Raw genomic sequence first — 19,393 nt, 5'->3', positions numbered from 1 at the left:
AGGCTGTTACTTTGCCAGGGTCATGGCGGTCGCCGGAACCTTGGGACCGAGTTGCTCGGTATAGTTCTTGGCTTCCACCGCCTCTTTGTCGGTGTTGATGTATTCGAAGGTGAGGCCATCCGCCTTGAGCTTCGCCGCCGTCGCATCCGAGGTCACGAAATAGGTCGGCATGTAGAGATCCTGCGGCAGCTTTTCGCCGTTGGCCAGGCGAGCGGCAACGGCGATGTTCCAGTAGCCGACACGATAGGCGCCGGTCAGCACGTCCATCACCATCTTGCCATCGTCGATCAGCGGCTTCATCTCGGCGTCGCCGTCATAGCCGCCGTAGAGCAACTGGGTTCCCATCGAGCTGGCAACGGAATCGGCGGCCAGGCAAAGGCTGTCGGAGATGCAGCCGATGGCCTTCAGATCCGGATAGGTGGTGAGCCAGGTCTGGGCGGCATTGGTTGCCTTGGCTGCATCCCAGCCGGTCGGCTCGATGCCGACGACCTTGATGTCCGGAAACTCCTTTTTCAGGGTTTCGACAAAGCCCTTTTCGCGCGTGTCGGACACGAAGTTGCCACGCGAACCGACGAGCAGGGCGACTTCGCCCTTGCCACCAAGCGACTTGCCGAGCGCGCGGGCAACCATCGACATGTTGTCGTAGTCCGGATAGAGCGTCGAATAGTTCGAGCCGGCCTCGACCTTGTTGCCCATGGTGATCACCGGAATGCCGGCAGCAGTGGCTTTCTGGATGACCGGAATGACCGCATTCTTGTCGATCGGATCGATCAGGATCGCGCTGACACCCTGATTGATGAAATTCTCGATGATGCTGACCTGTTTTTCCAGGCTGCCCTCGGCGCTCTGCCAGGTGGATTTCACCCCATAGTCGGCGGCAGCCACGTCGCCCGCTTCCTTCATGCGGACGAAGAAGGAATTTTGCAGGTCGATTGCCGCAAGCCCCAGAACCTTTTCCGCGGCAAGCGAGGGCGTCGCGATGGCGAGTGCGAGCAGAGCAATGGATGCTTTCAAGGAAATGCGCATGTTTCAGTTCTCCTCTTGTTGCGACAGGGCGATTCTTCGCCTCTTTTTCATGTTCCGCACGACGACCGTCCCAGCGACAGGCATTCCGGCGGTATTCCGCGGCACTCGTGCCGTATCCATGTTGGGCCGCGTCCTGCGTGGATCGGCCTTTCTCAACCTCAGCCGTTCAGGCCTTCGACACCGGCGCCGCAGACAAGCCCGGCGATGCGGGCGCCGCGCGGTGGTTTGAAAGCTCCGCTCATCAATGCGGCCAGCGATGCCGCGCCGCTGAGGTCGGCGGCGATGCCGAATTCGAACCAGAGCAATTCAGCGGCCTTCTGCATGTCCGCATCCTCGACAAGGACGATATCGTCGACATGCTTGGCGACGATCGCATAGATGCTTTCATCCGTGCGGCCGCAGGCCATGGTCGCCACCTTCGTCGTTATCTCGGGCAAGCGAACGACACGGCCGGCAGCCAGGGAGGCGTGAAGGGTCGGTGAACCGGTCGGCTCGACACCGATGATCCTGGCTTCAGGTTTGACGTGCTTCAGGACTTCGGACATGCCACTGATAAGGCCGCCACCGCCGATCGCGACGATATAGATGTCGGCATCGGGAATCTGGTCGACCATCTCCAGCGCCACGGTTCCCTGACCGGACACGATCTGCGCATCGGCGAAGGGATGCATGTAGAAGGCGCCGCGCGCCTTTGCCTCGGCCGATGCCGCCTCATGCGCTTCATCCCAGACATTGCCTGCGAAGCGAACGTCAGCGCCCCATTTGCGCAGCTTTTCCGCCTTCAGCGGGCTTGCATTGTTCGGCAGGTAAATGGTGGCGGGAACGCCGGCCCGGGCAGCCACACAGGCGGTGGCCAGGCCATGATTGCCGCCGGATGCGGCGACCAGTCCGTTTTCGATCCGGCTCGGCTCGAGCGTCTTCACCCGGTTCGTGGCGCCCCGGATCTTGAAGGAGCCGCTCACCTGGAGGCATTCCAGTTTCAGATAGACATCATTTTGAAGGTTTGCGCCCGTGGCATGGCCGAGCTTGACGACCGGGGTGCGCCGTACGAAGGGGGCAATGCGCCGGGCAGCCGCAATGATGTCCTCATGGCTCATCGGTCAGTGCCTCCGGATATTCGTTGGCAAGCACGAAGCAGCAATTCCCCGGACGCACGCGGCCGGGCTGACGCTTGGCGAAAACGATGCCGTCGACGGGGTGAAGGAGATCGATGGGCGCGCGTGACGGCGTGTGGAGGAAGTGAATGCGTCCGGCAAGGTCGCCTTTGCTGACGGCACTGCCGAGCGGGCTCAAGGGCTCGAAGACACCGTCCTCCTCGGAAAGCAGATAGCCTTCGCTTCCGGGCACCTTGAGCACGCGCGCGTTGGCGCCAGGGGCGATGTCAGGCGCGCCCTTCAGGACGCCTGCATGTTTCAGCACATTGCGGATGCCCCTGCGGCAGATGGCCAGCGCATCCGGACTGACAAGGCCGCCGCCGGCCATCTCACTGCCGATAACGATCAGCCCTTGGTGGTTGGCGGACGCGGTCGAAGTCCGGGTTTCACCGAGATTGTCGACCATGACAACGGTCGGCGCCCCGAAGGCGAGCGTCGCCCTGATGTTCTTGCGATGCCCTTGCGCGGTCGGGGATGGCTCGATGATCGCGCTCGGCAAGATCATCAGGGACGAACCGCCGGAATGAAGATCCAGGAAGTAGTCGGCCATCGGAAACAGGATGTCATGCACGTAAGCCGCGATCTGGCTTGTCAGCGTGCCGTTGAAATCGCCCGGAAAACTGCGGTTGAAATTCAACCCGTCGACCGGGGAGGTGCGGGTGCCGGCCTCGACAGCCCGAATGTTGATGGCCGGAATCGCAATGATGCGACCGGCAATATCCCGTGGATCGATCTCGCGCAGAAGCTCGCCGAGCGCGATCGGCCCTTCATATTCATCGCCGTGGTTGCCGCCCTCGATCAGGACCGTCGGACCGTCTCCGTTCTTGATGACGGCGAGCGGAACCCGGACCGTGCCCCAGGCATCGTCGTGCGGCGATTGGGGCACATGGAAGAAGCCGATCTGCTTGCCCTCGCGATCGAAATCGACCGACGTGTAAACACTGTTGTTCCGGGGAGTGATGGTCGCGCGGACAGTGTTTGCAGGTCTCTGTACGGTCATCGGGTCGGCCTCGAAATTCATTGTCCCCGTCATCATGTCAGTTTTATATATGGTGTCAAGTTTGGATATAAAACCAATGGCAATTCCGATTTCTTGTCTCTATCGTGCGTGGACCGCCGGGGATTCTTCGAATGTCAGATGACGCAAAAGAGAGTGGCAAACCGACCTATTCGGCCCCGGCGCTGAGCAAGGGCCTGGATGTTCTGGAACTGCTGGCGGAAGCGCGGGCACCCTTGACGATGAAGGAGATCGCGGAAGGCCTCGGCCGTTCGAAGAATGAGATATTCCGGATGCTGATCGCGCTGCAGGAACGTCAATACATCGAGCGCAACGCCGAGACCGACGCCTATTCGTTGACCGACAAGCTTTTCAAGCTGGGGCTGCACACGCCGAGCGCTCAGGATCTCATGTCCGCCGCCATGCCCGAACTGACGCGGATTGCGGGGAACTCAAATCAGTCGCCGCACCTGGTCGTCTTCAATCACGGCTTGACCGTCGTAACCGCGGCCGTTCCCGGGGGCGAGGACATGGCGTTCACGCTTCGCCTTGGATACGGTCGTCTGGCCACCGACGCGACCTCCGGCCATGTGATACTTGCCTTCCAGCCGCCAAAGGTCGCGGCGCGGATGATCGATGAAAGTGAGGCGCACTCCCCGGCGCCGCTGGATCGTGACGCGCTGGAAAAGCAGCTTCGGATCATCCGCGCGGACGGCTACTGGATGCGCGAAAGCCGCGACTTCGTCGGCATCACCGATATCTGCTGTCCGGTCATCGGACCGGACGGCAGCGCCGTCGCCTCCATTATCGTCGCCTATATCAATCGCCATACGCGTGAAAGCCGCCATGCCTTTACTCTGGAGGTCCTGCGCGCGGCCTGCGATCGCATCTCCATGAAGTTGTCACCGCGGGTTCGCTGAGGGATCGTGGTGGGCCGGGGGCGCGGACGAAGCACCGTCCGCTGGCCGTTTGCACCGGATTGGTAATACCAGTATAGGTCCAGTCAGGAATGTTCCGATCCAGGGTGCTTCTCGCGCGGAGGAAAGGCAATGACAACCGTGAACCTGATCGGGCTTGTCAGTCGGGAAATGGAAGCGACAGCGTCCGATGTGCCGCTTTACAGGCGGTTGAAATCGGCGATCGAGGCAGCGATCCGCTCCAATGCATTGAAGGCCGGCGCGGTTCTGCCAGGCGAGCGGGTTCTGGCGGAAGCCCTGTCGATCTCGCGAGTCACTGTGAGAAAGGCCCTGGCGCTGCTCGAAGAGGAAGGGCAGCTCAATCGCCGGCACGGTTCCAAAACCGAGATCGGGTCGCGGGTCGAGAAATCGCTTTCGACGCTGACGAGCTTTTCGGAGGACATTCTGGCGCGCGGCCTGAAGCCTGGATGTCTATGGCTTTCCAAGCAGATAAGCCGCCCATCCCCAGCCGAAATGATGGCCTTGGGTATTGCAGGCAATACCAATGTAGTTCGCATGCGTCGTGTGAGGACGGCCGATGGCGCGCCGATCGCCGTCGAGGTCTCGGCCGTGCCGGTTCGCTTCCTTCCTTCGCCCGAGATGGTTCAGGATTCCCTTTATGAAGCGCTTGATGCACGCGGCTTCCTGCCTCAGAGGGCAGTCCAGCGCATGCGCTCGCGCGGCGCGTCGCTGGAGGATGCGAAACATCTTCATTGCGAGCCGGGCGCACCGCTGCTGATGACCGAGCGCCGCTGCTTTCTCGCCGACGGACAAATCGTCGAATACTGCGAGACACGATACAAGGGCGACGTCTACGATTTCGTCTTCGAGCTGCAAAGATAATACCAGTTATGAACTGGTTGTAATCTGGTATTTTCCATTTATCGTGACGGCGACAGGGAGTGCCGACGTGCAGCGGGAAGACATCACCAACAGTCTCATCGTGTCCTGCCAGCCGGTTCCCGGCGGCCCGATGGATAGTGCGCAATTCGTGACAGGCTTTGCCAGGGCCGCTGTTGAAGCCGGAGCCAAGGCCCTGCGCATCGAATCCGTGTTCTATGTCGCGGCCGCACGCCTGGCCGTCCGCGTGCCGATCATCGGTATCGTCAAGCGGGATCTCACCGACAGCCCGGTGCGCATCACACCCTATCTGGCCGATATCGAGGCCTTGGCAGAGGCGGGCGCCGATATCATCGCTTTCGATGCGACGGACCGTGTCCGTCCCGTTCCTGTCGAAGCGCTTGTGAAAGCCGTCAAGGCCAGGAACAAGCTGACCATGGCCGATTGCTCTTGCCTTGACGATGCGCGCCGGGCCCTTGCCGCGGGTGTCGATTTCGTCGGCACGACGCTTTCCGGCTATGTCGGTGGGCCGGAGCCGGAGGATCCGGACATCGCCCTCATTGCTCAAATGCGAACCCTGACCCCCTACGTCATTGCTGAAGGGCGTATCCGGTCGCCTGAGCAGGCGGCTGCCGCCGCGCGCGCCGGCGCCTGTGCCGTGGTTGTCGGCTCGGCGATCACCCGTACCGAGCACGTCACCTCATGGTTCCATCAGGCGCTTTCCGACGCCTATGTGGCGAGGGGCGCGCAAACCGCCCTTGGCACAAGTGTCCTGGGCCCAACCGTTCTGGGCATCGACATCGGGGGAACCAAGACCATGGCCGCGCTGGTCAGCGGCGGCAAGGTGATCGAGGACATGATCGTGCCGACCGCGCGAGAGGCTGGACCCGACGCCTGGCTTGCATCCTTGGCGCAAAGCACGTCGGCCTGGTCGAGCCGCTTCAGTCGTATCGGCATTGCGGTGACCGGATTGGTAGAGGATGGACGCTGGTCGGCGTTGAATCCGGCAACCCTCGGCATTCCCGACGGCTACCCGCTGGTCGAAAGGGCGTCCTCTGTTTTCGGCAAGCCGGTCTGTGCGGTCAACGATGCCCAGGCAGCTGCCTGGGGCGAATACAAATTCGGCGCCGGGCAAGGTCGCGACATCGTCTTTCTAACCATCTCGACCGGAATTGGCGGCGGCATCGTTTGCAACGGCCGATTGCTGTCCGGTCTTGCCGGTCACTTCGGTCTGATCCGTAGTCTGTCTGAAGACCGGGCTCCGCTCGAGGACGGCACCTCCGGCCGCTGGATCGCTTCGCAAGCCCTCAAGGCCGGCTTCAAGGCCGATGCCGTCGATGTGTTCAGGCGTGCGCTGAAGGGCGAGGCCTGGGCCGGCGCCATCGTCTCGCAGAGCGCCTCGCGGGTCGCGACGCTGTGCCGGGACATTCAGATGATGTTCGATCCCAAATTGATCGTCATCGGCGGCAGCATCGGTCTTGCAGAAGGCTATCTCGACCGGGTGCGCGCACATCTGAGCGAGGTCCCGCCGCGCCTTTCCCCCGATCTCGTAGCGGCGAAGCTCGGAGGCCACGCCGGCGTCATTGGTGTTGCCGATCTTGCCGAATGGGCAAGGTAACGGCGCGCCCAGTCATGTCATGCAAAATCATCAAAAAAGAAGGGAACGATCATGAAATTGAGCAGGACGTCTTTTGCGCTTATGGCCACCCTCCTTGCGGGGACGGCTTTGCCGACCTCTGCCAACGCAACCGTGACCGTGCTCGGCTGGCCTGGCGGCTCCGAGGAAACCGCACTGCGGGCAACCGTGGAAACCTACAACAAGCAGGCCAGTGATGCCGACAAGGTGGAGCTGCTGTTCTTCAACCGCGAAGGCTTTTACGACAAGCTGCAGGCCGACATGGCGGCCGGATCCAGTGCCTTCGACGTGAACCTCGTCGCCACCTACTCGCTCGGTCGCTACGCGCCTTATATGGAGCCGGTCGATCTTGGCGCGGACGCGGCCAAGGTTTTTGGCGAATCCGTTCTCAAGACGATGCAGTTCGACGGCAAGCAATACGGCGTACCGACCGACCTTTCGCTGCACTTCATGTACTACCGCAAGGATCTCATCGACGCCTTGATCAGGGATGACGCCGCCAGGAAGACCTATGGTGAAATCGCCCAGAAATATCTCGGCAAGCCGCTGCAGCCGAAAGACCCGGACAGCTGGACCTGGGACGACTGGGCGGCCACCGCCCTCTATTTCACCAAGCAGGTGAACCCCGACAGCCCGGTGCGTTATGGCACGGTCCTGCAGATGAAGAACCTGCTGTTCAACATGATGGTCTTCCAGTCCCTGCCGCGCTCCTACGGCGGCGACTGGATGGACAAGGACGGCAATGTCACGGTGGATTCCGATGCCTACAAGACCGGCCTTGAGCTCTACAAGAAACTCTATGATGCCGGGTCTTCGCCCAAGGATTCGCTGAGCTACGAATATGCGGAAACCAACGCCGCCTTCGCATCCGGCCAGGCCGCAACGGCGCTGCAGTGGAATGCCGCGGCGGCGGATCTGACCAGCACCGAAAAATCCCCGGCCGTCGCCGAGGTGACCGGGATCGTCGCGCCGCCGACAGGTCCCGACGGACGCGCCGATCATATTCACGGCCTTGGTTTGGGCCTCAACAAGAACGCCACGAACAAGGAAGGCGCCGTCAAGTTCCTGAAGTGGCTCGCCACCGAGGATGCGGCCTTGCTCTATGCGCGCAGCGGCGGTTCGCCGGCATTGTCTCCCGATGTCGTCGGCAAGGTTGCGAAGGAACGTCCCGACCTCGTCAAGCTCGGCGAATTCGCCAGCAAGTACGGCTATGTCATGACCGGGGCGACGTCCGCGAATGCGCTTCCGGTCTATGAGCTGCAGGCAAAGGAGTTCACTGGCTACTGGTCCGGCCAGCAGAGCCTCGAGGATGCGCTCGCCCACACCAAGGTGGGCATGCAGGACCTTCTGAAGAAGTAAATTATTGGCCGGACGCCGGGCCGAGGCCCGGTATCCGGCGTGTTTGGCGGATCGACATGGCCCTTGTGACACGTGCCGAAGGCAGGATGTATCTGACGCCGCTGGTCGGCTTCCTGCTTCTGTTTCTCGGCTTTCCGGCGATCGTCAATCTGATCTATTCCGTTTCGACCGTCACATTCGAAACGTTGCGCAGTCCGGTGTTGAGCGGTTTCGGTAACTATGTCGCGGTGTTGAACGACCGCGAATTCTGGAGCTCGGCCTGGTTCTCTCTGCGCTTCGGTCTTTTGACCGCGTTGGCCGAATGTCTGATCGGTCTTTTCCTTGCCATCTTCCTGGCGCCGCTTCTGAGCAAGCGTCCGGTCCTGATGGCACCGTTGATGCTGCCGCTGATGGTCGCGCCGGCCATGGTCGGTCTCATGTACCGGCTGGTGCTGCATGAATTCGCCGGCCCCGTTCCCTACTATCTCTTCGAGTGGTTTGGCGACAGCCCGGCCTTCCTCGACATCAACAATGCCTTCCGCACCCTTGTTGTCGTGGAAACGCTGCAATGGACGCCTTTCGCCTTCCTGCTCTTCTACATGGCCTATTCGGCCATACCGCTCGACGTGCGCGAAGCCTCCTCGCTCGACGGCGCATCACCCCTGGAGATCGTCCGCTGGATCGACCTGCCATTGATGAAGCCGACGCTGGTCATCGCGTTTTTCATCCGTTTCATCGATGGTTTCCGGGTGTTCGACAATGTCTATGCGCTGACCGGCAGTGGCGCTGGCGGCTCGACAACCTCCTTGTCGATCTACATCTACCAGGCCTTCTTCAAGGAAGGCGCCATCGGCAAGGCGGTCGCCGCTTCGGTTGTCCTGTTTCTGGCTTCGTTCATCGTTCTCCACGGCCTTAACCGGCTTGCCGGCCGCAGGAAGGGTTGACGATGATGAAGGCTCTGCGCTGGGTCGTTTTTGCCATCGCCGTGCTGGCGATGAATTTCCCCATTATCGTGACGCTGATCACATCGCTCAAAAGCCAGCGCGAGCTTTCGACGAACCCCGGCTTGTGGATCAGTCGGCCGACACTCGACAACTATCTGGAGGTCATGACGCAGACCAGCCGCTTCAACATCTACGCCTATCTGCTGAACAGCACCGTGGCGGCGCTGATCGGAACCGGCCTTGCGATCGTGCTCGCGTTCCCGGCTGCCTATGCGATCGCGCGCAGCGAGGCGGGAAAGCGCTTGGTCCTGCCGATCGTCATCAACCTTCGCGCCGTGCCGCTGATCATCTTCGCGATCCCGCTTTACATGATGTACCAGTGGCTGGGCCTGCTCGATACACGGATCGGGCTCGGGCTCATCCTGACGATCGTCAACGCGCCGCTTGCGCTCGTCATCCTGGTGAACGCGATTTCCGATGTGCCGGTCGAACTCGACGAGGCGGCGAAAGTCGATGGCGCAAGCTCCTTGCAGGTGATGATGATGATCGTCCGGCCCGTCATCCGACCGGCGCTCGTCACAACTTTCATTTTCGGCTTCATCACTGCCTGGAACGAGTTCCTCTTCGGCCTCATGCTGACAACCAGCCGTGCCGTCCCGATGACGGTCGGCGCATCGTTTTTTTTCGCCGCAAGCGGCGGCGGCGTAAAATGGGGAACCGCTTCCGCGGTCATGATGCTGGGCGCCTTGCCGCCGGCCTTGCTGGGTCTTGTGATGTATCGGCAGATATCAGGATCCATGACCGCTGGAGCGGTCAAAGGCTAAGGCAAGACGAGTTCGTCGTTCTGACTAGTTGGACAACCCTATCCGACAGGGCGAGCGCACTTGTCAGGCCAGGTGACTCGATTCCGAAAAGACTGATCAGCCGTCCGGACGAATCTGCCAGAATGTCGAAATCGCCGAACTGCAACCCGTTCGTTTTAGGCCGCAGCCCGCAATAGCTCGGCTCCAGTTCCCCGTCCCTCAGCCCCGGCCAATAGCGTCGGATGGCCGCGTAAAATGGCGTGGCCCGAGTTGGGTCGACCGCGTAGCCGACCTCATCGACGGGCTCGACGTCCGGCCCGAAACGAACCGATCCGCCCATATCCAGCGTCAGGTGAACTCCGAGGCCGCCTGGTTCCGGAACCGGATAAACAAGATGGTTGAAGGACGGGCGGCGTCCAAGCGCAAAATAATTGCCTTTGACGTAGGTGACATCTGGGATTTTGCCGCCATGCCCGCCCGCGAGGCTTCGGGCAACGAGATGGGCTGACAATCCGGCCGCATTGATGACCAGATTTGCGGCGATCCTATAGCCTTCCATATCGCCTCCAAACTGGAGCTCGCAGCCCGTTTCGTCGACGCTCCCGCCGAGAACCGGCGCGCGAAACGCAAAGGTGGCACCGGCATTCTCGGCATCGCCCTGTAGCCCCAGCATCAGCGCGCGGCTGTCGACGATCCCCGTGCTTGGGGACAAAAGCGCGCCGGCAACGTCCAGTTCAGGCTCAAGGCGTTCCACATCCGAGCGGCTGAGCATCTCCAGGTCCGCAACACCATTGTCCGCAGCCTTGGTCCGGATCCCCTCCAGAATCGGCAATTCCGCGTCGCTGGCGGCGACGATCAGCTTGCCGATGCGTTTGTGCGGAATCCCGCGCGCTTCGCAATAGCGGTAAAGCGCGTTCTTTCCTTCGACGCATAGCTGCGCTTTCAGGCTGCCCTTCGGATAGTAGATGCCGGCATGGATGACCTCGCTGTTGCGGCTCGACGTGCCCAGCCCGGGGCTGTCCTCGGCCTCCACGACAAGAACTTCGCGTCCATCGAGCGCCAGCTGCCGCGCAATCGCCAGGCCGACGACGCCGGCGCCGATGACGATGCAATCGACTTTCTCGTCGGGGACCTCCATCGTCAGTCGCCAGACCCTAGGGAACAATGCAGGACGTGCAAGCAGGCCTCACCAGAATTGCGGACCCACCGAAGGCGCCGCCAGCATGAGATGTCACCACAAGCATGACATGTCACTCCACCGCCGAGCAAATAGAACGAGATGTCCAGACCGATGCCGTTCATCGGCTGCTGGGTTCAATTCAAACTTGCGTTGTGTGGCGCACGCAGCGCAATTTGTTTGCGTCCCGTTGCATTGATGCCAACCGCGATCTCGGCGGCCCTGCCAAGGTCGTGCTTCAGAACCCAGACGCGCGGCGAAAGTTCATCGTCTTTCTGCAAGGGCAACTCGGCATCTCCGCGCAGGAGGCGGATACGATGCTGGAGCACTGCGCCAACTCCTTCGTCGGCATCTTCACGACCTTCGACCGTCGGTTTCGCCAGCGGTTCGCGAAGGCCGACATCGAAAGGCTGCTGCGCGAGATCAACGGCGAGGCGGATGAGCGGGACGATCAAGCCGCTTGAATTCGATGGCGCGTGCCCGCCGCAGCCCAGCTGCAAAAGGTAGCGGTTCAATGTTTGATTCACTGAACCGCTCCAACTTATTGTTTTTGCGCGGCTACTGAAGGAAGGCCGCTGTACGCCTTTCCTGGAGTTGCGCTACAGAAATTATCCCCGGCCCAGGATCATCTCCGCTGCCCGCTGCCCGATCATCATGCTGGGGGCATTGGTGTTGCCGCCGATCAGCTTCGGCATCACGGACGCATCCGCGACCCGCAAGCCACCGATGCCGCGCACCTTGAGCGTTGCCGGGTCGACGACGGCCATCGCGTCGGTCCCCATCTTGCACGTCCCCACCGGATGATAGACGGTGAGCGCTTCGGCACGCAAATAGGCGAGGATCTCGTCATCGCTGCGAACATCCTTGCCCGGCAGCATCTCCGTCCCCCTGATCGGGTCGAACTCGGATGCGGCAAAGATTTGACGCGCGATCTTGATGCCTTCGACCAACACCCTGGCATCCTCGTCGTTCGAGAAGAAGCGATGATCGATCAGCACATCCCGCTTCGATGCCTGGCCTGACAGTTTGAGTTCGCCGACGCTTTTGGGCCTGAGCACGCAGGTGTGGATTGCGTAGCCATGGCCGTACTCCACCAGCTTGCCGCGATGGCTGCGATAGCCGGGCACGAAGTGGAACTGGATGTCGGGAATGCCGTTCGCATATTTCGTCCGGGCAAAGCCGCCGGCTTCGACATAGTTGGTGGTGAGCATGCCCTTGCGGCCGGCAAAGTACCGGAAAGGCGCAGCCAGCACGCGGGGCAAGTTGGGCAGCGACAGGCCGAGCGTCTTCGTGCTCGAGGAGCGGACCGTGATCATGCCGTCGATATGGTCCTGAAGGTTCTTGCCCACGCCCGGCAGATCGACAACCGGCTTTATGCCGATCGCCTGCAACTCGGCGGCTGCGCCGATGCCGGACGCCAGCAGGATCTTCGGTGAATTGATGGCCCCGGCCGAAAGCACGATTTCGCGGCGGGCCGACAGCGTCTTCTGCTCGCCCTTGTGCCGCACCCGTACCCCTGTCGCGCGCCCCTGGGCTATATCGAGGTCGATCACTTCGCATTCGCTGAGGATTGTGAGATTCTTGCGATCGAGCACCGGGCGCATGAAGGCGGTGAAACTGCTGAAGCGCTGGCCGCGATCCTGGGTGACATTGTAGATGCCGAGGCCGAACTGGCTTTCGGCATTGAAGTCGCTGTTGGCCGGAAGACCGGCATTGTTGCCGGCCTTGACGAACATCGACGACAGCACATTCGGATCGCGCGGCTTGTCGACCAGCAGTTCCCCGCCTGTACCGTGGTAGTGCGGGTCCTGGCCAAGCAGGTTGCGCTCGAGCTTCTTGAAGACGGGAAGCACGTCGCTGAATGCCCAGCCTGCGCAGCCGAGTCGCGACCACTCGTCATAGTCCTGCGCGGCGCCCCTGATGTAGACCATCGAGTTGATCGAACTGGAGCCGCCCAACGCCTTGCCGCGATTGACCGGAATCCTGCGGTCGTTGAGGTTGGGCTGAGGCACGCCGACATAGCAGTAGTCATAGTTCGGATTGCCGTAGAGCGAGAGGATGCCGGCAGGCACCTTGACCCGCAGGCCGCTGTCGCTGCCGCCGGCTTCGATCAGGCACACTTTGTGGGACGGGTTGGCGCTCAGGCGATTGGCAAGGACGCAACCGGCCGAGCCTGCGCCGATGACGATGTAGTCGTAGTCAAGATTTTCGGTCTGCATGGCCAGCCCCTTTGAGAATGGAGATGCCGGGGCGGCGCGCGCCCCGGCTGAGCGGCTCATTGCAGAAGCTGCGTCCAGACCTTGGTGACGAGTTCCTGCGCCGCCGGCGAGCAGGCCTGGCCCATCTTGACGGGAACGGTCGGGAACAGCTCCGGAGCGTTCTCCTTGTTGTAGAGCGCCTTGCTCTCGTCGATCTTCACCGGCGAAGAGTGGCCGTAATAATTGTACTGCGCCGTCGCGTTGTCGATCTGGGTCATGAAATCGATGAACTTCTTGGCGTTCTCGATATTGGCCGCGCCCTTCGGCACGACATAGGAATCCAGCCAGCCGACCAGACCTTCTTTCGGCATCGCGTATTCGACATTGGCCTTGTCGTTGCGGCGAAGCCTCATGGTGTTGCCGTCCCACCAGAAATGGGCGGCAACCTCGCCGCTGCCGATGCGGTTTTCGATGTTGTCGCTGGAATAGGCCGCCACGAATGGCTTCTGCGCCAGCAAGAGGTCGAGCACGCGCTTCATCTCCTGCGGGTCTTCGCTGCAATATTTGATGCCGAGATAGTTTTCCGCTGCCGGAATGACTTCGTCGGGCTGCGCCAGGCTGGCGATCTTGCCGCGCAGCTCCGCCGGTGGCTCGAAATAGGTCTTCCAGCTGTCGACCGGGCCTTTGTAGAGGTCGCGGTTGACGGTGTAGCCGGCATTGCCGAAGGCGAGCGGGATCGAATGATTGCCTGTCGCATCCCACCACGGTTTCTGCCAGTCCGGCAGGACTTGGCTGTAGGCCGCCATCGAGCTGGCGCCGAAATCCTCGAGCAGCCCACTATCGATCATGATCTTCACGAAGTGCTGCGAAGGCGTGACGATGTCGTAGCCCGACGAGCCGGCCTGCAGCTTGGTCAGCAGGTCCTCGTTGGATGAGAAGGCGTCGACCGTGACCTTTATGCCGGTTTCCTTCTCGAATTTCGTGACCATCTCGGGCGAGATGGAATCCGCCCATGCGTAGATGGCCAGGCTGCCCTCGGCGAGAGCGGGCACGCTAAAGGCGAGGCTCATGGCACCGGCCATGGCGAGCGCTGCAATTTTAGTCGTCATGTCATTCCCCTGTTTGTTGTTCTCCCAAGGGCGACGATAACAAACCGTCGGGTTCGATAAATTCGATTTGCCCGACGCCTTGATTAGGAAAAACTACGCCGCTGCTACTGCCGTCGCTGGAGCAGGAAGGCCACGGTCGCCAGCACCACCGAAACAATCATGATCAAGGTCGAGATTGCGTTGAGCTGCGGCGACACGCCCTGCTTGATCAGCGAGAAAATGTAGACCGGCAGCGTGGTGGCGCCGCCGGAATTCAACAGGTTGCTGGTGATGAAATCATCCATCGAGATGACGAAGGCGAGCATGGCGCCGGCGAACACACCGGGCAGGATGAGCGGCAGCGTGACGCGACGAAAGGCGACCCAGCCGGTGGCATAGAGATCGCGGGCCGCTTCCTCCAGATCGAGGTCCATCCCTTGTAGGCGGGCGCGTATCGGCAGGAAGGCGAACGGGATGCAGAAAGTGGTGTGGGCGATCATCAGCTTCACCATTCCGTTGGCGAGCCCGATCTCGGAGAAGAGGATCAGGACGGCGACAGCAACGACGATTTCGGGCAGGAGCAGCGGCAGGTTCACCACCGCTTCGGAGATCCGGCGGAACCGGACATCGCGGCCGCGCACCAGTACCAATGCCGCCATCAACGCGACAAGCGTCGAGGCGACTGTAGCGACCGCGGCAACGAGCAGGGAAGTCTTCACCGCCGTCATCAGGTTCGCGTTGGACAAAGCGGTGGCGTACCAGTGCAATGAGAAGCCGCCCCAATTGGAGACGATCCGGTTCGCATTGAAAGAGTAGAACACCACGACGGCGATGGGCAAATAGAGATAGGCGAAGAAGATCGCGCTGAAGAGACCGAAGCCCGGATAGCGCCTGACATCATCGTCCGCGTTCATGCCGCACGCTCCAGGCCTTCGGTGCGCATCGAGCGCAGACCCTGGAAAATCAGGAAGACCATGACCGCGGCCATCAGCACGATGGCGATGGCGGCGCCGAGCGGCCAGTTGCGGGCGCCACCGAACTGCAGCTGGATGAGATTGCCCATCATCATGGTCTTGCCGCCGCCGAGCAGGGTCGGCTCCAGGACCGCGCCGAGGCTTGGAACGAACACCAGGATCGCGCCGGCGATCATGCCGGGCCGGGTGAGGGGTAGGATAACGCGGCGCAATGTGGTGAGGCGGTTGCCATAGAGATCATGCGACGCCTCGATGAGCGCAGGGTCGAGCTTTTCGATCGAGGCGAAGATCGGCAGGATCATCAGCGGAATGTAGCTGTAGACGAGACCGAGCAGCATGGCGGTGTTGCCGAACAGCAGCGAGTCCATGTTGTCGACGAGGCCGAGACCGCGAAGGGTCTTTTCGACGACACCATCCTTGCCAAGGATGATGATCCAGGAATAGACGCGCACGATCATTGAAACCCAGAATGGCAGCGTGACGAGATAGATCAGCAGCACTTTGATCGCCGGCCGCTGCAGCGCGATGAAATAGGCGACCGGGAAGCTCAGAAGCAGGCAGATCGATGTTGTCACGGCCGACAGGACCAGCGTCCTGGCAACGACGATGAGATATTGCGGATTGAACTCCAGCTCGCCGGTCCAGCCTTCGTTGAACAGCAGCTGCTTGTAGGGCGCGGTGGTGAACACATATTCGAACCCGCCGTAAGGTCCGCGCGTCGAGAACGACACCACGATGATGATACCGATCGGGATGATCAGCGTCAGCAGCATGATGAGATGGGCCGGCAGCAGGCCGAGGACATTCCAGTCAGGAGTTTTTGTGGGTGCCTTCATGCGCCGAGGATCCGCATGGATTCGGCGGCAAAGCCAACTTTTACCGATTGCCCGATTTCGAACATCTGGCCGCGGCTGACGCTGTTGCGCTTGGAGATGCGCAGCTTGGTGCCGCCCGCTTCAATCAGATAGTATGTGTAGCCGCCGAGGTAGTTGGTGCTCATGATCGTGCCGTCGACAGCGATCGGGTTGTCCTGGGCGGGCAGGCTGATTTTTTCCGGACGTATCGAGATAAAGGCCTTCTGGCCGGCGACCGCTTTCTTGTGCGAAGCGGTCAAGGTCATGCCGAGCTGCGTCTTGACGGTCGCCTGCTCGCCGTCCACGGTGATCACGTCGGCGTCGAGGAAATTGGTCTCGCCGATGAAGTCGGCGACGAAGCGGTTCGACGGCTCCTCGTAGATTGCCGCGGGAGTGCCGAGCTGCTGGATCTCGCCATCGCCGAGAACGCAGATGCGATCCGACATGTCGAGCGCTTCTTCCTGGTCGTGGGTGACGAAGACGAAGGTGATGCCGGTCTTGCGCTGCAGGATGCGCAGTTCGTCACGCATGGCCTGGCGCAGCTTCAGGTCGAGTGCCGAGAGGGGCTCGTCTAGCAGCAGCACTTCCGGTTCTGGCGCCAAGGCACGGGCGAGCGCCACGCGCTGGCGCTGGCCGCCCGACAATTGCTGCGGCTTGCGCCCGGCAAAGGCCTCCATATGGACGAGACGAAGCATATCGGCGACGCGCGTATCGCGGCGGTCCTTTGACCAGCCGAGGTTTTCGAGCCCGAAGCCGATGTTCTGTTCGACGCTCATATGCGGAAACAGGGCGTAGCTCTGGAAGACGGTGTTGACCCGCCGCCTATGAGGGGGGAGTCCCTGTATGTCCGAGCCGTGCAGGAAAATCTGCCCCGCCGTCGGCTGCTCGAAACCGGCGATCATGCGCAGCAGGGTGGTCTTGCCGCAGCCGCTCGGGCCGAGCAGCGTGAAGAACTCGTTGTCGTAGATGTCGAAGGAAACAGGCTTCAGCGCCTGATAGGTGCCGAACACCTTGGAGACGCCCTTGATCTCGACGGCCTTTCGAGGTGCGCCGTGGCCGGCCTCGTCATTCATGGTCAGGCGCTCCGGTCAGGACTTTTTGCGAGCTCGGTGATGAAGGTGATCGACGCCGCGCCACGGAGAACGGGCGCGGCGTCGATCAGGTAGTTACATCTTCTCCCATTCGCCGCTGCGGACGACGAACATGTCGATGTCGATGGCCATGTTGGTCTGTCCGTTGGCATCGAACGAGACGTCTCCCAGAATGCCGTCGTGGTGGATGTCACGAATGGCCTTGCTCAGCGCTTCCTTGTCGTCGAGGCCTTTTTCCTTGATGACCTGAAGCAGGATCTGCGTCGCCTCGTAGGCATATTTCGCATAGGAGCCGGCAGGATCGGGATAAGCCTTGGTTTCATAGGCCTTGTTGAATTCCTCCAGCTTGGGGTTCGACTGGACGGCCGGAGTTCCGGCGATAGTGCCCTCGGCTGCAGCTCCCGCGATCTCGATGAATTTCGGGTCGTAGATGCCTGAAATTCCGTACGTCGGCAGATTGCCCATGCCGAGGTCGGCCATCTGGCTGCGCACCAGCGCTGCTTCGGTGACGACGCCGCCGAAATAGACCGCGTCGGGCGACGCTGCCTTCGCGGTAGTCAGCATGGCGCGGAAATCGGTCGTGCCGACAGCCGCGGCATCCGAAGAAACGACCTCGCCGCCGGCCGCCTTGAAGAAATCGCCGAACCATTTGGTGTTGGCCGCACCGTAGTCGGTGGTGTCGGAGATGATGGCGATCTTCTTGATCTTGCCTTGCTTGGCGATGGCTTCGGCCAGCGGCTTGTTCTCGTTGACCAGCGTCGGCGTCACGCGGGTCACGTTCGGGAAGTTCTGTTCGGTGATCTTCGGGCTGACCGCGCCCCAGACGATGAACGGCATCTGCGAGCGGTTGAAGACCGGGATCGTCGCCAGCGCGACCGAGCTGTTCCAATGCCCCGTTGCCGCGACCACTGCGGGATCGTTGACCAGCTTCTGCGCCGCCGAAACGCCGACGGCCGGATCGGAGGCGTCATCGAGCACGACGCCTTCCACCTGGTGCGGGTAGCCGCTGGCATTGGCCTGCTCGATGGCGAGCAGGAAGCCGTTGCGGGCGCCGAGGCCCTGCTGGGCGTTGCCGCCGGAGAGCGGCCCGATGAAGCCGAGCTTGATCTGGTCGGCCTGCGCCTGGGCGGCGCCCAGGGCGATGGCAAACAGAGAGCCGGCCAGAATTGACGATACGCGGATAAGCGCACTGCGCCTGTTTTGCATGGTTCCACCTCAAACAGAATTATCTGCCGCCGTCGTAGCGACCCGGCCGATCGTGATCGTCGGCTGATCATCAGTGTACGGGCGCGTATTCAGTGACGAAATTCGGAAATTGTGACTCGTGAGTTCGGAGATTCGTTCTGTCCGCCCGGGATGGCGGTTGATACCTGTCGGCTTCAATCGAGAGACGGACCGCATGGCGGAACTGCTTGTCCAGCAACTGGTGAACTGGATAACCCTTGGCTGCATCTATGCCTTGCTGGCGATCGGATTCAGCCTGATCTTCGGTGTCTTGAACGTCATTCATTTCTCGCATGGCGATGTCGCGATGACGGCGCCGTTCATCACGCTGGCGCTTGCCCAGGCGCTGGCGACCGCTCTTGGCGCCTCGGGGCCCGCTTGGCTGGTGCTTGCGGTTCCGGTCGCCGTGCTCGCCGTCGGTTTAATCGGCGTCCTGCTCGACAAGGTGGTCATCAGGCGCTTCCGCGATGCGCCCGCCATGATGGCGCTGGTGGCGACGGTGGCGCTCGGCATCGTCATCCGCGAGCTGATCCGCCATCTCTATCCGCAGGGATCGAACCCGCATGCCTTCCCGCGCCTGGTGTCGGGCATGGCTTTCGAAATCTCCGGCGTTGCCATCAGTTGGTTCGCGCTGCTGGTGGTGGTGCTGACCGTCGCGCTGGTTGCCATGCTGTTTGTCTTCCTGCGCATGACCCCGCTCGGACTGCGCATCCGGGCGGCCTCGGAGGACCGGGTCGTAGCGCGCATGATGGGCATCCGCGATGCACGCGTCTTCCGTGCGACATTCTTCATTGCCTCGGCTATCGGCGCCATCGCCGGACTTCTGTTCGCAAGCTATGCCGGCGTGACACGGTTCGACTTCGGCGTCATGGCCGGCCTGCTCGGCTTTTCAGCCGCGGTGATCGGCGGCCTCGGCTCGATGCCGGGCGCCATATTGGGCGGACTGATCATTGCTGGCATCGAAGTGCTGGCGCAGACATTCGTGCCGGACGGCGCTTCCTACCGGCTGGTCTTCGTCTTCCTGCTGGTCATCGCCGTGCTCATCTTCCGCCCCGCCGGCCTGCTTGGGCGCACCGTCATGGAGAAAGTCTAG

Annotated in this window: 18 protein-coding genes; 7 read left to right on the top strand and 11 right to left on the bottom strand. The window is 61.5% G+C overall.

The genetic code is table 11. From position 1 onward, the window contains the following. Nucleotides 1-6: 6 nt before the first annotated feature. The 3 genes from NKK51_RS05040 to NKK51_RS05030 all read right to left on the bottom strand — a co-directional run bounded on the left by NKK51_RS05040 (nucleotide 7) and on the right by NKK51_RS05030 (nucleotide 3,216). Complete coding sequence (locus tag NKK51_RS05040) at nucleotides 7-1,026, bottom strand: sugar ABC transporter substrate-binding protein (protein WP_013530435.1); 1,020 nt, start codon at nucleotides 1,024-1,026, stop codon at nucleotides 7-9. Between the two features lie 158 nt (nucleotides 1,027-1,184). Continuing rightward, nucleotides 1,185-2,123: a threonine ammonia-lyase gene (locus NKK51_RS05035; RefSeq protein ID WP_352551555.1), complete on the bottom strand. Its 939-nt coding sequence runs from the start codon at nucleotides 2,121-2,123 to the stop codon at nucleotides 1,185-1,187. Next, nucleotides 2,113-3,216: a succinylglutamate desuccinylase/aspartoacylase family protein gene (locus NKK51_RS05030; RefSeq protein ID WP_352551553.1), complete on the bottom strand. Its 1,104-nt coding sequence runs from the start codon at nucleotides 3,214-3,216 to the stop codon at nucleotides 2,113-2,115. Before NKK51_RS05030 ends, NKK51_RS05035 begins: the two co-directional genes overlap by 11 nt. A 95-nt stretch (nucleotides 3,217-3,311) precedes the next feature. Between NKK51_RS05030 and NKK51_RS05025 the strand changes: the two genes are divergently transcribed. The 6 genes from NKK51_RS05025 to NKK51_RS05000 all read left to right on the top strand — a co-directional run bounded on the left by NKK51_RS05025 (nucleotide 3,312) and on the right by NKK51_RS05000 (nucleotide 9,715). Beyond that, nucleotides 3,312-4,097 (top strand): IclR family transcriptional regulator, encoded by a 786-nt coding sequence (locus tag NKK51_RS05025; protein WP_352441979.1) that lies wholly within the window; start codon nucleotides 3,312-3,314, stop codon nucleotides 4,095-4,097. A gap of 129 nt (nucleotides 4,098-4,226) precedes the next feature. Then, nucleotides 4,227-4,976, top strand: a complete 750-nt coding sequence (locus NKK51_RS05020) for a GntR family transcriptional regulator (RefSeq protein ID WP_023809444.1) — start codon at nucleotides 4,227-4,229, stop codon at nucleotides 4,974-4,976. Nucleotides 4,977-5,043: 67 nt separating this feature from the next. After that, nucleotides 5,044-6,591 carry a putative N-acetylmannosamine-6-phosphate 2-epimerase gene (locus tag NKK51_RS05015; protein ID WP_023809443.1) on the top strand — a complete coding sequence of 516 codons (1,548 nt, stop codon included), beginning with the start codon at nucleotides 5,044-5,046 and terminating at the stop codon, nucleotides 6,589-6,591. Nucleotides 6,592-6,672: 81 nt separating this feature from the next. Continuing rightward, a complete protein-coding gene (locus tag NKK51_RS05010; protein WP_352551551.1) occupies nucleotides 6,673-7,968 on the top strand; it encodes an ABC transporter substrate-binding protein in 1,296 nt (431 codons plus the stop codon). Between the two features lie 56 nt (nucleotides 7,969-8,024). After that, a complete protein-coding gene (locus NKK51_RS05005; RefSeq protein ID WP_352551550.1) occupies nucleotides 8,025-8,891 on the top strand; it encodes a carbohydrate ABC transporter permease in 867 nt (288 codons plus the stop codon). 2 nt (nucleotides 8,892-8,893) lie between these two features. Then, the gene (locus NKK51_RS05000; protein ID WP_352551548.1) at nucleotides 8,894-9,715 is read left to right on the top strand and encodes a carbohydrate ABC transporter permease; all 822 of its coding nucleotides are present in this window, start codon (nucleotides 8,894-8,896) and stop codon (nucleotides 9,713-9,715) included. On the opposite strand, the gene NKK51_RS04995 is transcribed toward NKK51_RS05000, so the two are convergent. The 8 genes from NKK51_RS04995 to NKK51_RS04960 all read right to left on the bottom strand — a co-directional run bounded on the left by NKK51_RS04995 (nucleotide 9,705) and on the right by NKK51_RS04960 (nucleotide 18,282). Next, nucleotides 9,705-10,832 (bottom strand): NAD(P)/FAD-dependent oxidoreductase, encoded by a 1,128-nt coding sequence (locus NKK51_RS04995; RefSeq protein WP_128303908.1) that lies wholly within the window; start codon nucleotides 10,830-10,832, stop codon nucleotides 9,705-9,707. The genes NKK51_RS05000 and NKK51_RS04995 overlap by 11 nt on opposite strands. A gap of 176 nt (nucleotides 10,833-11,008) precedes the next feature. Beyond that, nucleotides 11,009-11,398 (bottom strand): hypothetical protein, encoded by a 390-nt coding sequence (locus NKK51_RS04990; protein ID WP_155930552.1) that lies wholly within the window; start codon nucleotides 11,396-11,398, stop codon nucleotides 11,009-11,011. A gap of 81 nt (nucleotides 11,399-11,479) precedes the next feature. Next, on the bottom strand, nucleotides 11,480-13,090 hold the full coding sequence (locus tag NKK51_RS04985) for a GMC family oxidoreductase (protein WP_352551546.1): 1,611 nt from the start codon (nucleotides 13,088-13,090) through the stop codon (nucleotides 11,480-11,482). 56 nt (nucleotides 13,091-13,146) lie between these two features. Next, nucleotides 13,147-14,178, bottom strand: coding sequence for an extracellular solute-binding protein (locus NKK51_RS04980; protein ID WP_023809436.1), 1,032 nt, complete (start codon nucleotides 14,176-14,178; stop codon nucleotides 13,147-13,149). A gap of 104 nt (nucleotides 14,179-14,282) precedes the next feature. Further along, nucleotides 14,283-15,071 (bottom strand): ABC transporter permease, encoded by a 789-nt coding sequence (locus tag NKK51_RS04975; protein WP_128303911.1) that lies wholly within the window; start codon nucleotides 15,069-15,071, stop codon nucleotides 14,283-14,285. Then, nucleotides 15,068-15,967 carry an ABC transporter permease gene (locus tag NKK51_RS04970; RefSeq protein ID WP_031212568.1) on the bottom strand — a complete coding sequence of 300 codons (900 nt, stop codon included), beginning with the start codon at nucleotides 15,965-15,967 and terminating at the stop codon, nucleotides 15,068-15,070. The genes NKK51_RS04975 and NKK51_RS04970 overlap by 4 nt, the downstream gene beginning before the upstream one ends. Further along, complete coding sequence (locus NKK51_RS04965; RefSeq protein WP_352551544.1) at nucleotides 15,964-17,058, bottom strand: ABC transporter ATP-binding protein; 1,095 nt, start codon at nucleotides 17,056-17,058, stop codon at nucleotides 15,964-15,966. The genes NKK51_RS04970 and NKK51_RS04965 overlap by 4 nt, the downstream gene beginning before the upstream one ends. A gap of 93 nt (nucleotides 17,059-17,151) precedes the next feature. Next, on the bottom strand, nucleotides 17,152-18,282 hold the full coding sequence (locus tag NKK51_RS04960) for a branched-chain amino acid ABC transporter substrate-binding protein (protein WP_352551542.1): 1,131 nt from the start codon (nucleotides 18,280-18,282) through the stop codon (nucleotides 17,152-17,154). Between the two features lie 193 nt (nucleotides 18,283-18,475). On the opposite strand from NKK51_RS04960, the gene NKK51_RS04955 reads away from it, so the two are divergent. Then, nucleotides 18,476-19,393 carry a branched-chain amino acid ABC transporter permease gene (locus NKK51_RS04955; RefSeq protein WP_023809431.1) on the top strand — a complete coding sequence of 306 codons (918 nt, stop codon included), beginning with the start codon at nucleotides 18,476-18,478 and terminating at the stop codon, nucleotides 19,391-19,393.

The organism is Mesorhizobium sp. M0011 (genome assembly GCF_040324155.1).
GTDB lineage: Bacteria > Pseudomonadota > Alphaproteobacteria > Rhizobiales > Rhizobiaceae > Mesorhizobium.
This window is presented reverse-complemented; position numbering and strand designations above follow the sequence as displayed.

What these genes read in the sequence shown, in the direction of transcription:
- NKK51_RS05040 (WP_013530435.1), bottom strand. Translation starts at nt 1,026, where the DNA reads ATGCGCATTTCCTTGAAAGCATCCATTGCTCTGCTCGCACTCGCCATC.
- NKK51_RS05035 (WP_352551555.1), bottom strand. Translation starts at nt 2,123, where the DNA reads ATGAGCCATGAGGACATCATTGCGGCTGCCCGGCGCATTGCCCCCTTC.
- NKK51_RS05030 (WP_352551553.1), bottom strand. Translation starts at nt 3,216, where the DNA reads ATGATGACGGGGACAATGAATTTCGAGGCCGACCCGATGACCGTACAG.
- NKK51_RS05025 (WP_352441979.1), top strand. Translation starts at nt 3,312, where the DNA reads ATGTCAGATGACGCAAAAGAGAGTGGCAAACCGACCTATTCGGCCCCG.
- NKK51_RS05020 (WP_023809444.1), top strand. Translation starts at nt 4,227, where the DNA reads ATGACAACCGTGAACCTGATCGGGCTTGTCAGTCGGGAAATGGAAGCG.
- NKK51_RS05010 (WP_352551551.1), top strand. Translation starts at nt 6,673, where the DNA reads ATGGCCACCCTCCTTGCGGGGACGGCTTTGCCGACCTCTGCCAACGCA.
- NKK51_RS05005 (WP_352551550.1), top strand. Translation starts at nt 8,025, where the DNA reads ATGGCCCTTGTGACACGTGCCGAAGGCAGGATGTATCTGACGCCGCTG.
- NKK51_RS05000 (WP_352551548.1), top strand. Translation starts at nt 8,894, where the DNA reads ATGATGAAGGCTCTGCGCTGGGTCGTTTTTGCCATCGCCGTGCTGGCG.
- NKK51_RS04995 (WP_128303908.1), bottom strand. Translation starts at nt 10,832, where the DNA reads ATGGAGGTCCCCGACGAGAAAGTCGATTGCATCGTCATCGGCGCCGGC.
- NKK51_RS04985 (WP_352551546.1), bottom strand. Translation starts at nt 13,090, where the DNA reads ATGCAGACCGAAAATCTTGACTACGACTACATCGTCATCGGCGCAGGC.
- NKK51_RS04980 (WP_023809436.1), bottom strand. Translation starts at nt 14,178, where the DNA reads ATGACGACTAAAATTGCAGCGCTCGCCATGGCCGGTGCCATGAGCCTC.
- NKK51_RS04975 (WP_128303911.1), bottom strand. Translation starts at nt 15,071, where the DNA reads ATGAACGCGGACGATGATGTCAGGCGCTATCCGGGCTTCGGTCTCTTC.
- NKK51_RS04970 (WP_031212568.1), bottom strand. Translation starts at nt 15,967, where the DNA reads ATGAAGGCACCCACAAAAACTCCTGACTGGAATGTCCTCGGCCTGCTG.
- NKK51_RS04965 (WP_352551544.1), bottom strand. Translation starts at nt 17,058, where the DNA reads ATGAATGACGAGGCCGGCCACGGCGCACCTCGAAAGGCCGTCGAGATC.
- NKK51_RS04960 (WP_352551542.1), bottom strand. Translation starts at nt 18,282, where the DNA reads ATGCAAAACAGGCGCAGTGCGCTTATCCGCGTATCGTCAATTCTGGCC.
- NKK51_RS04955 (WP_023809431.1), top strand. Translation starts at nt 18,476, where the DNA reads ATGGCGGAACTGCTTGTCCAGCAACTGGTGAACTGGATAACCCTTGGC.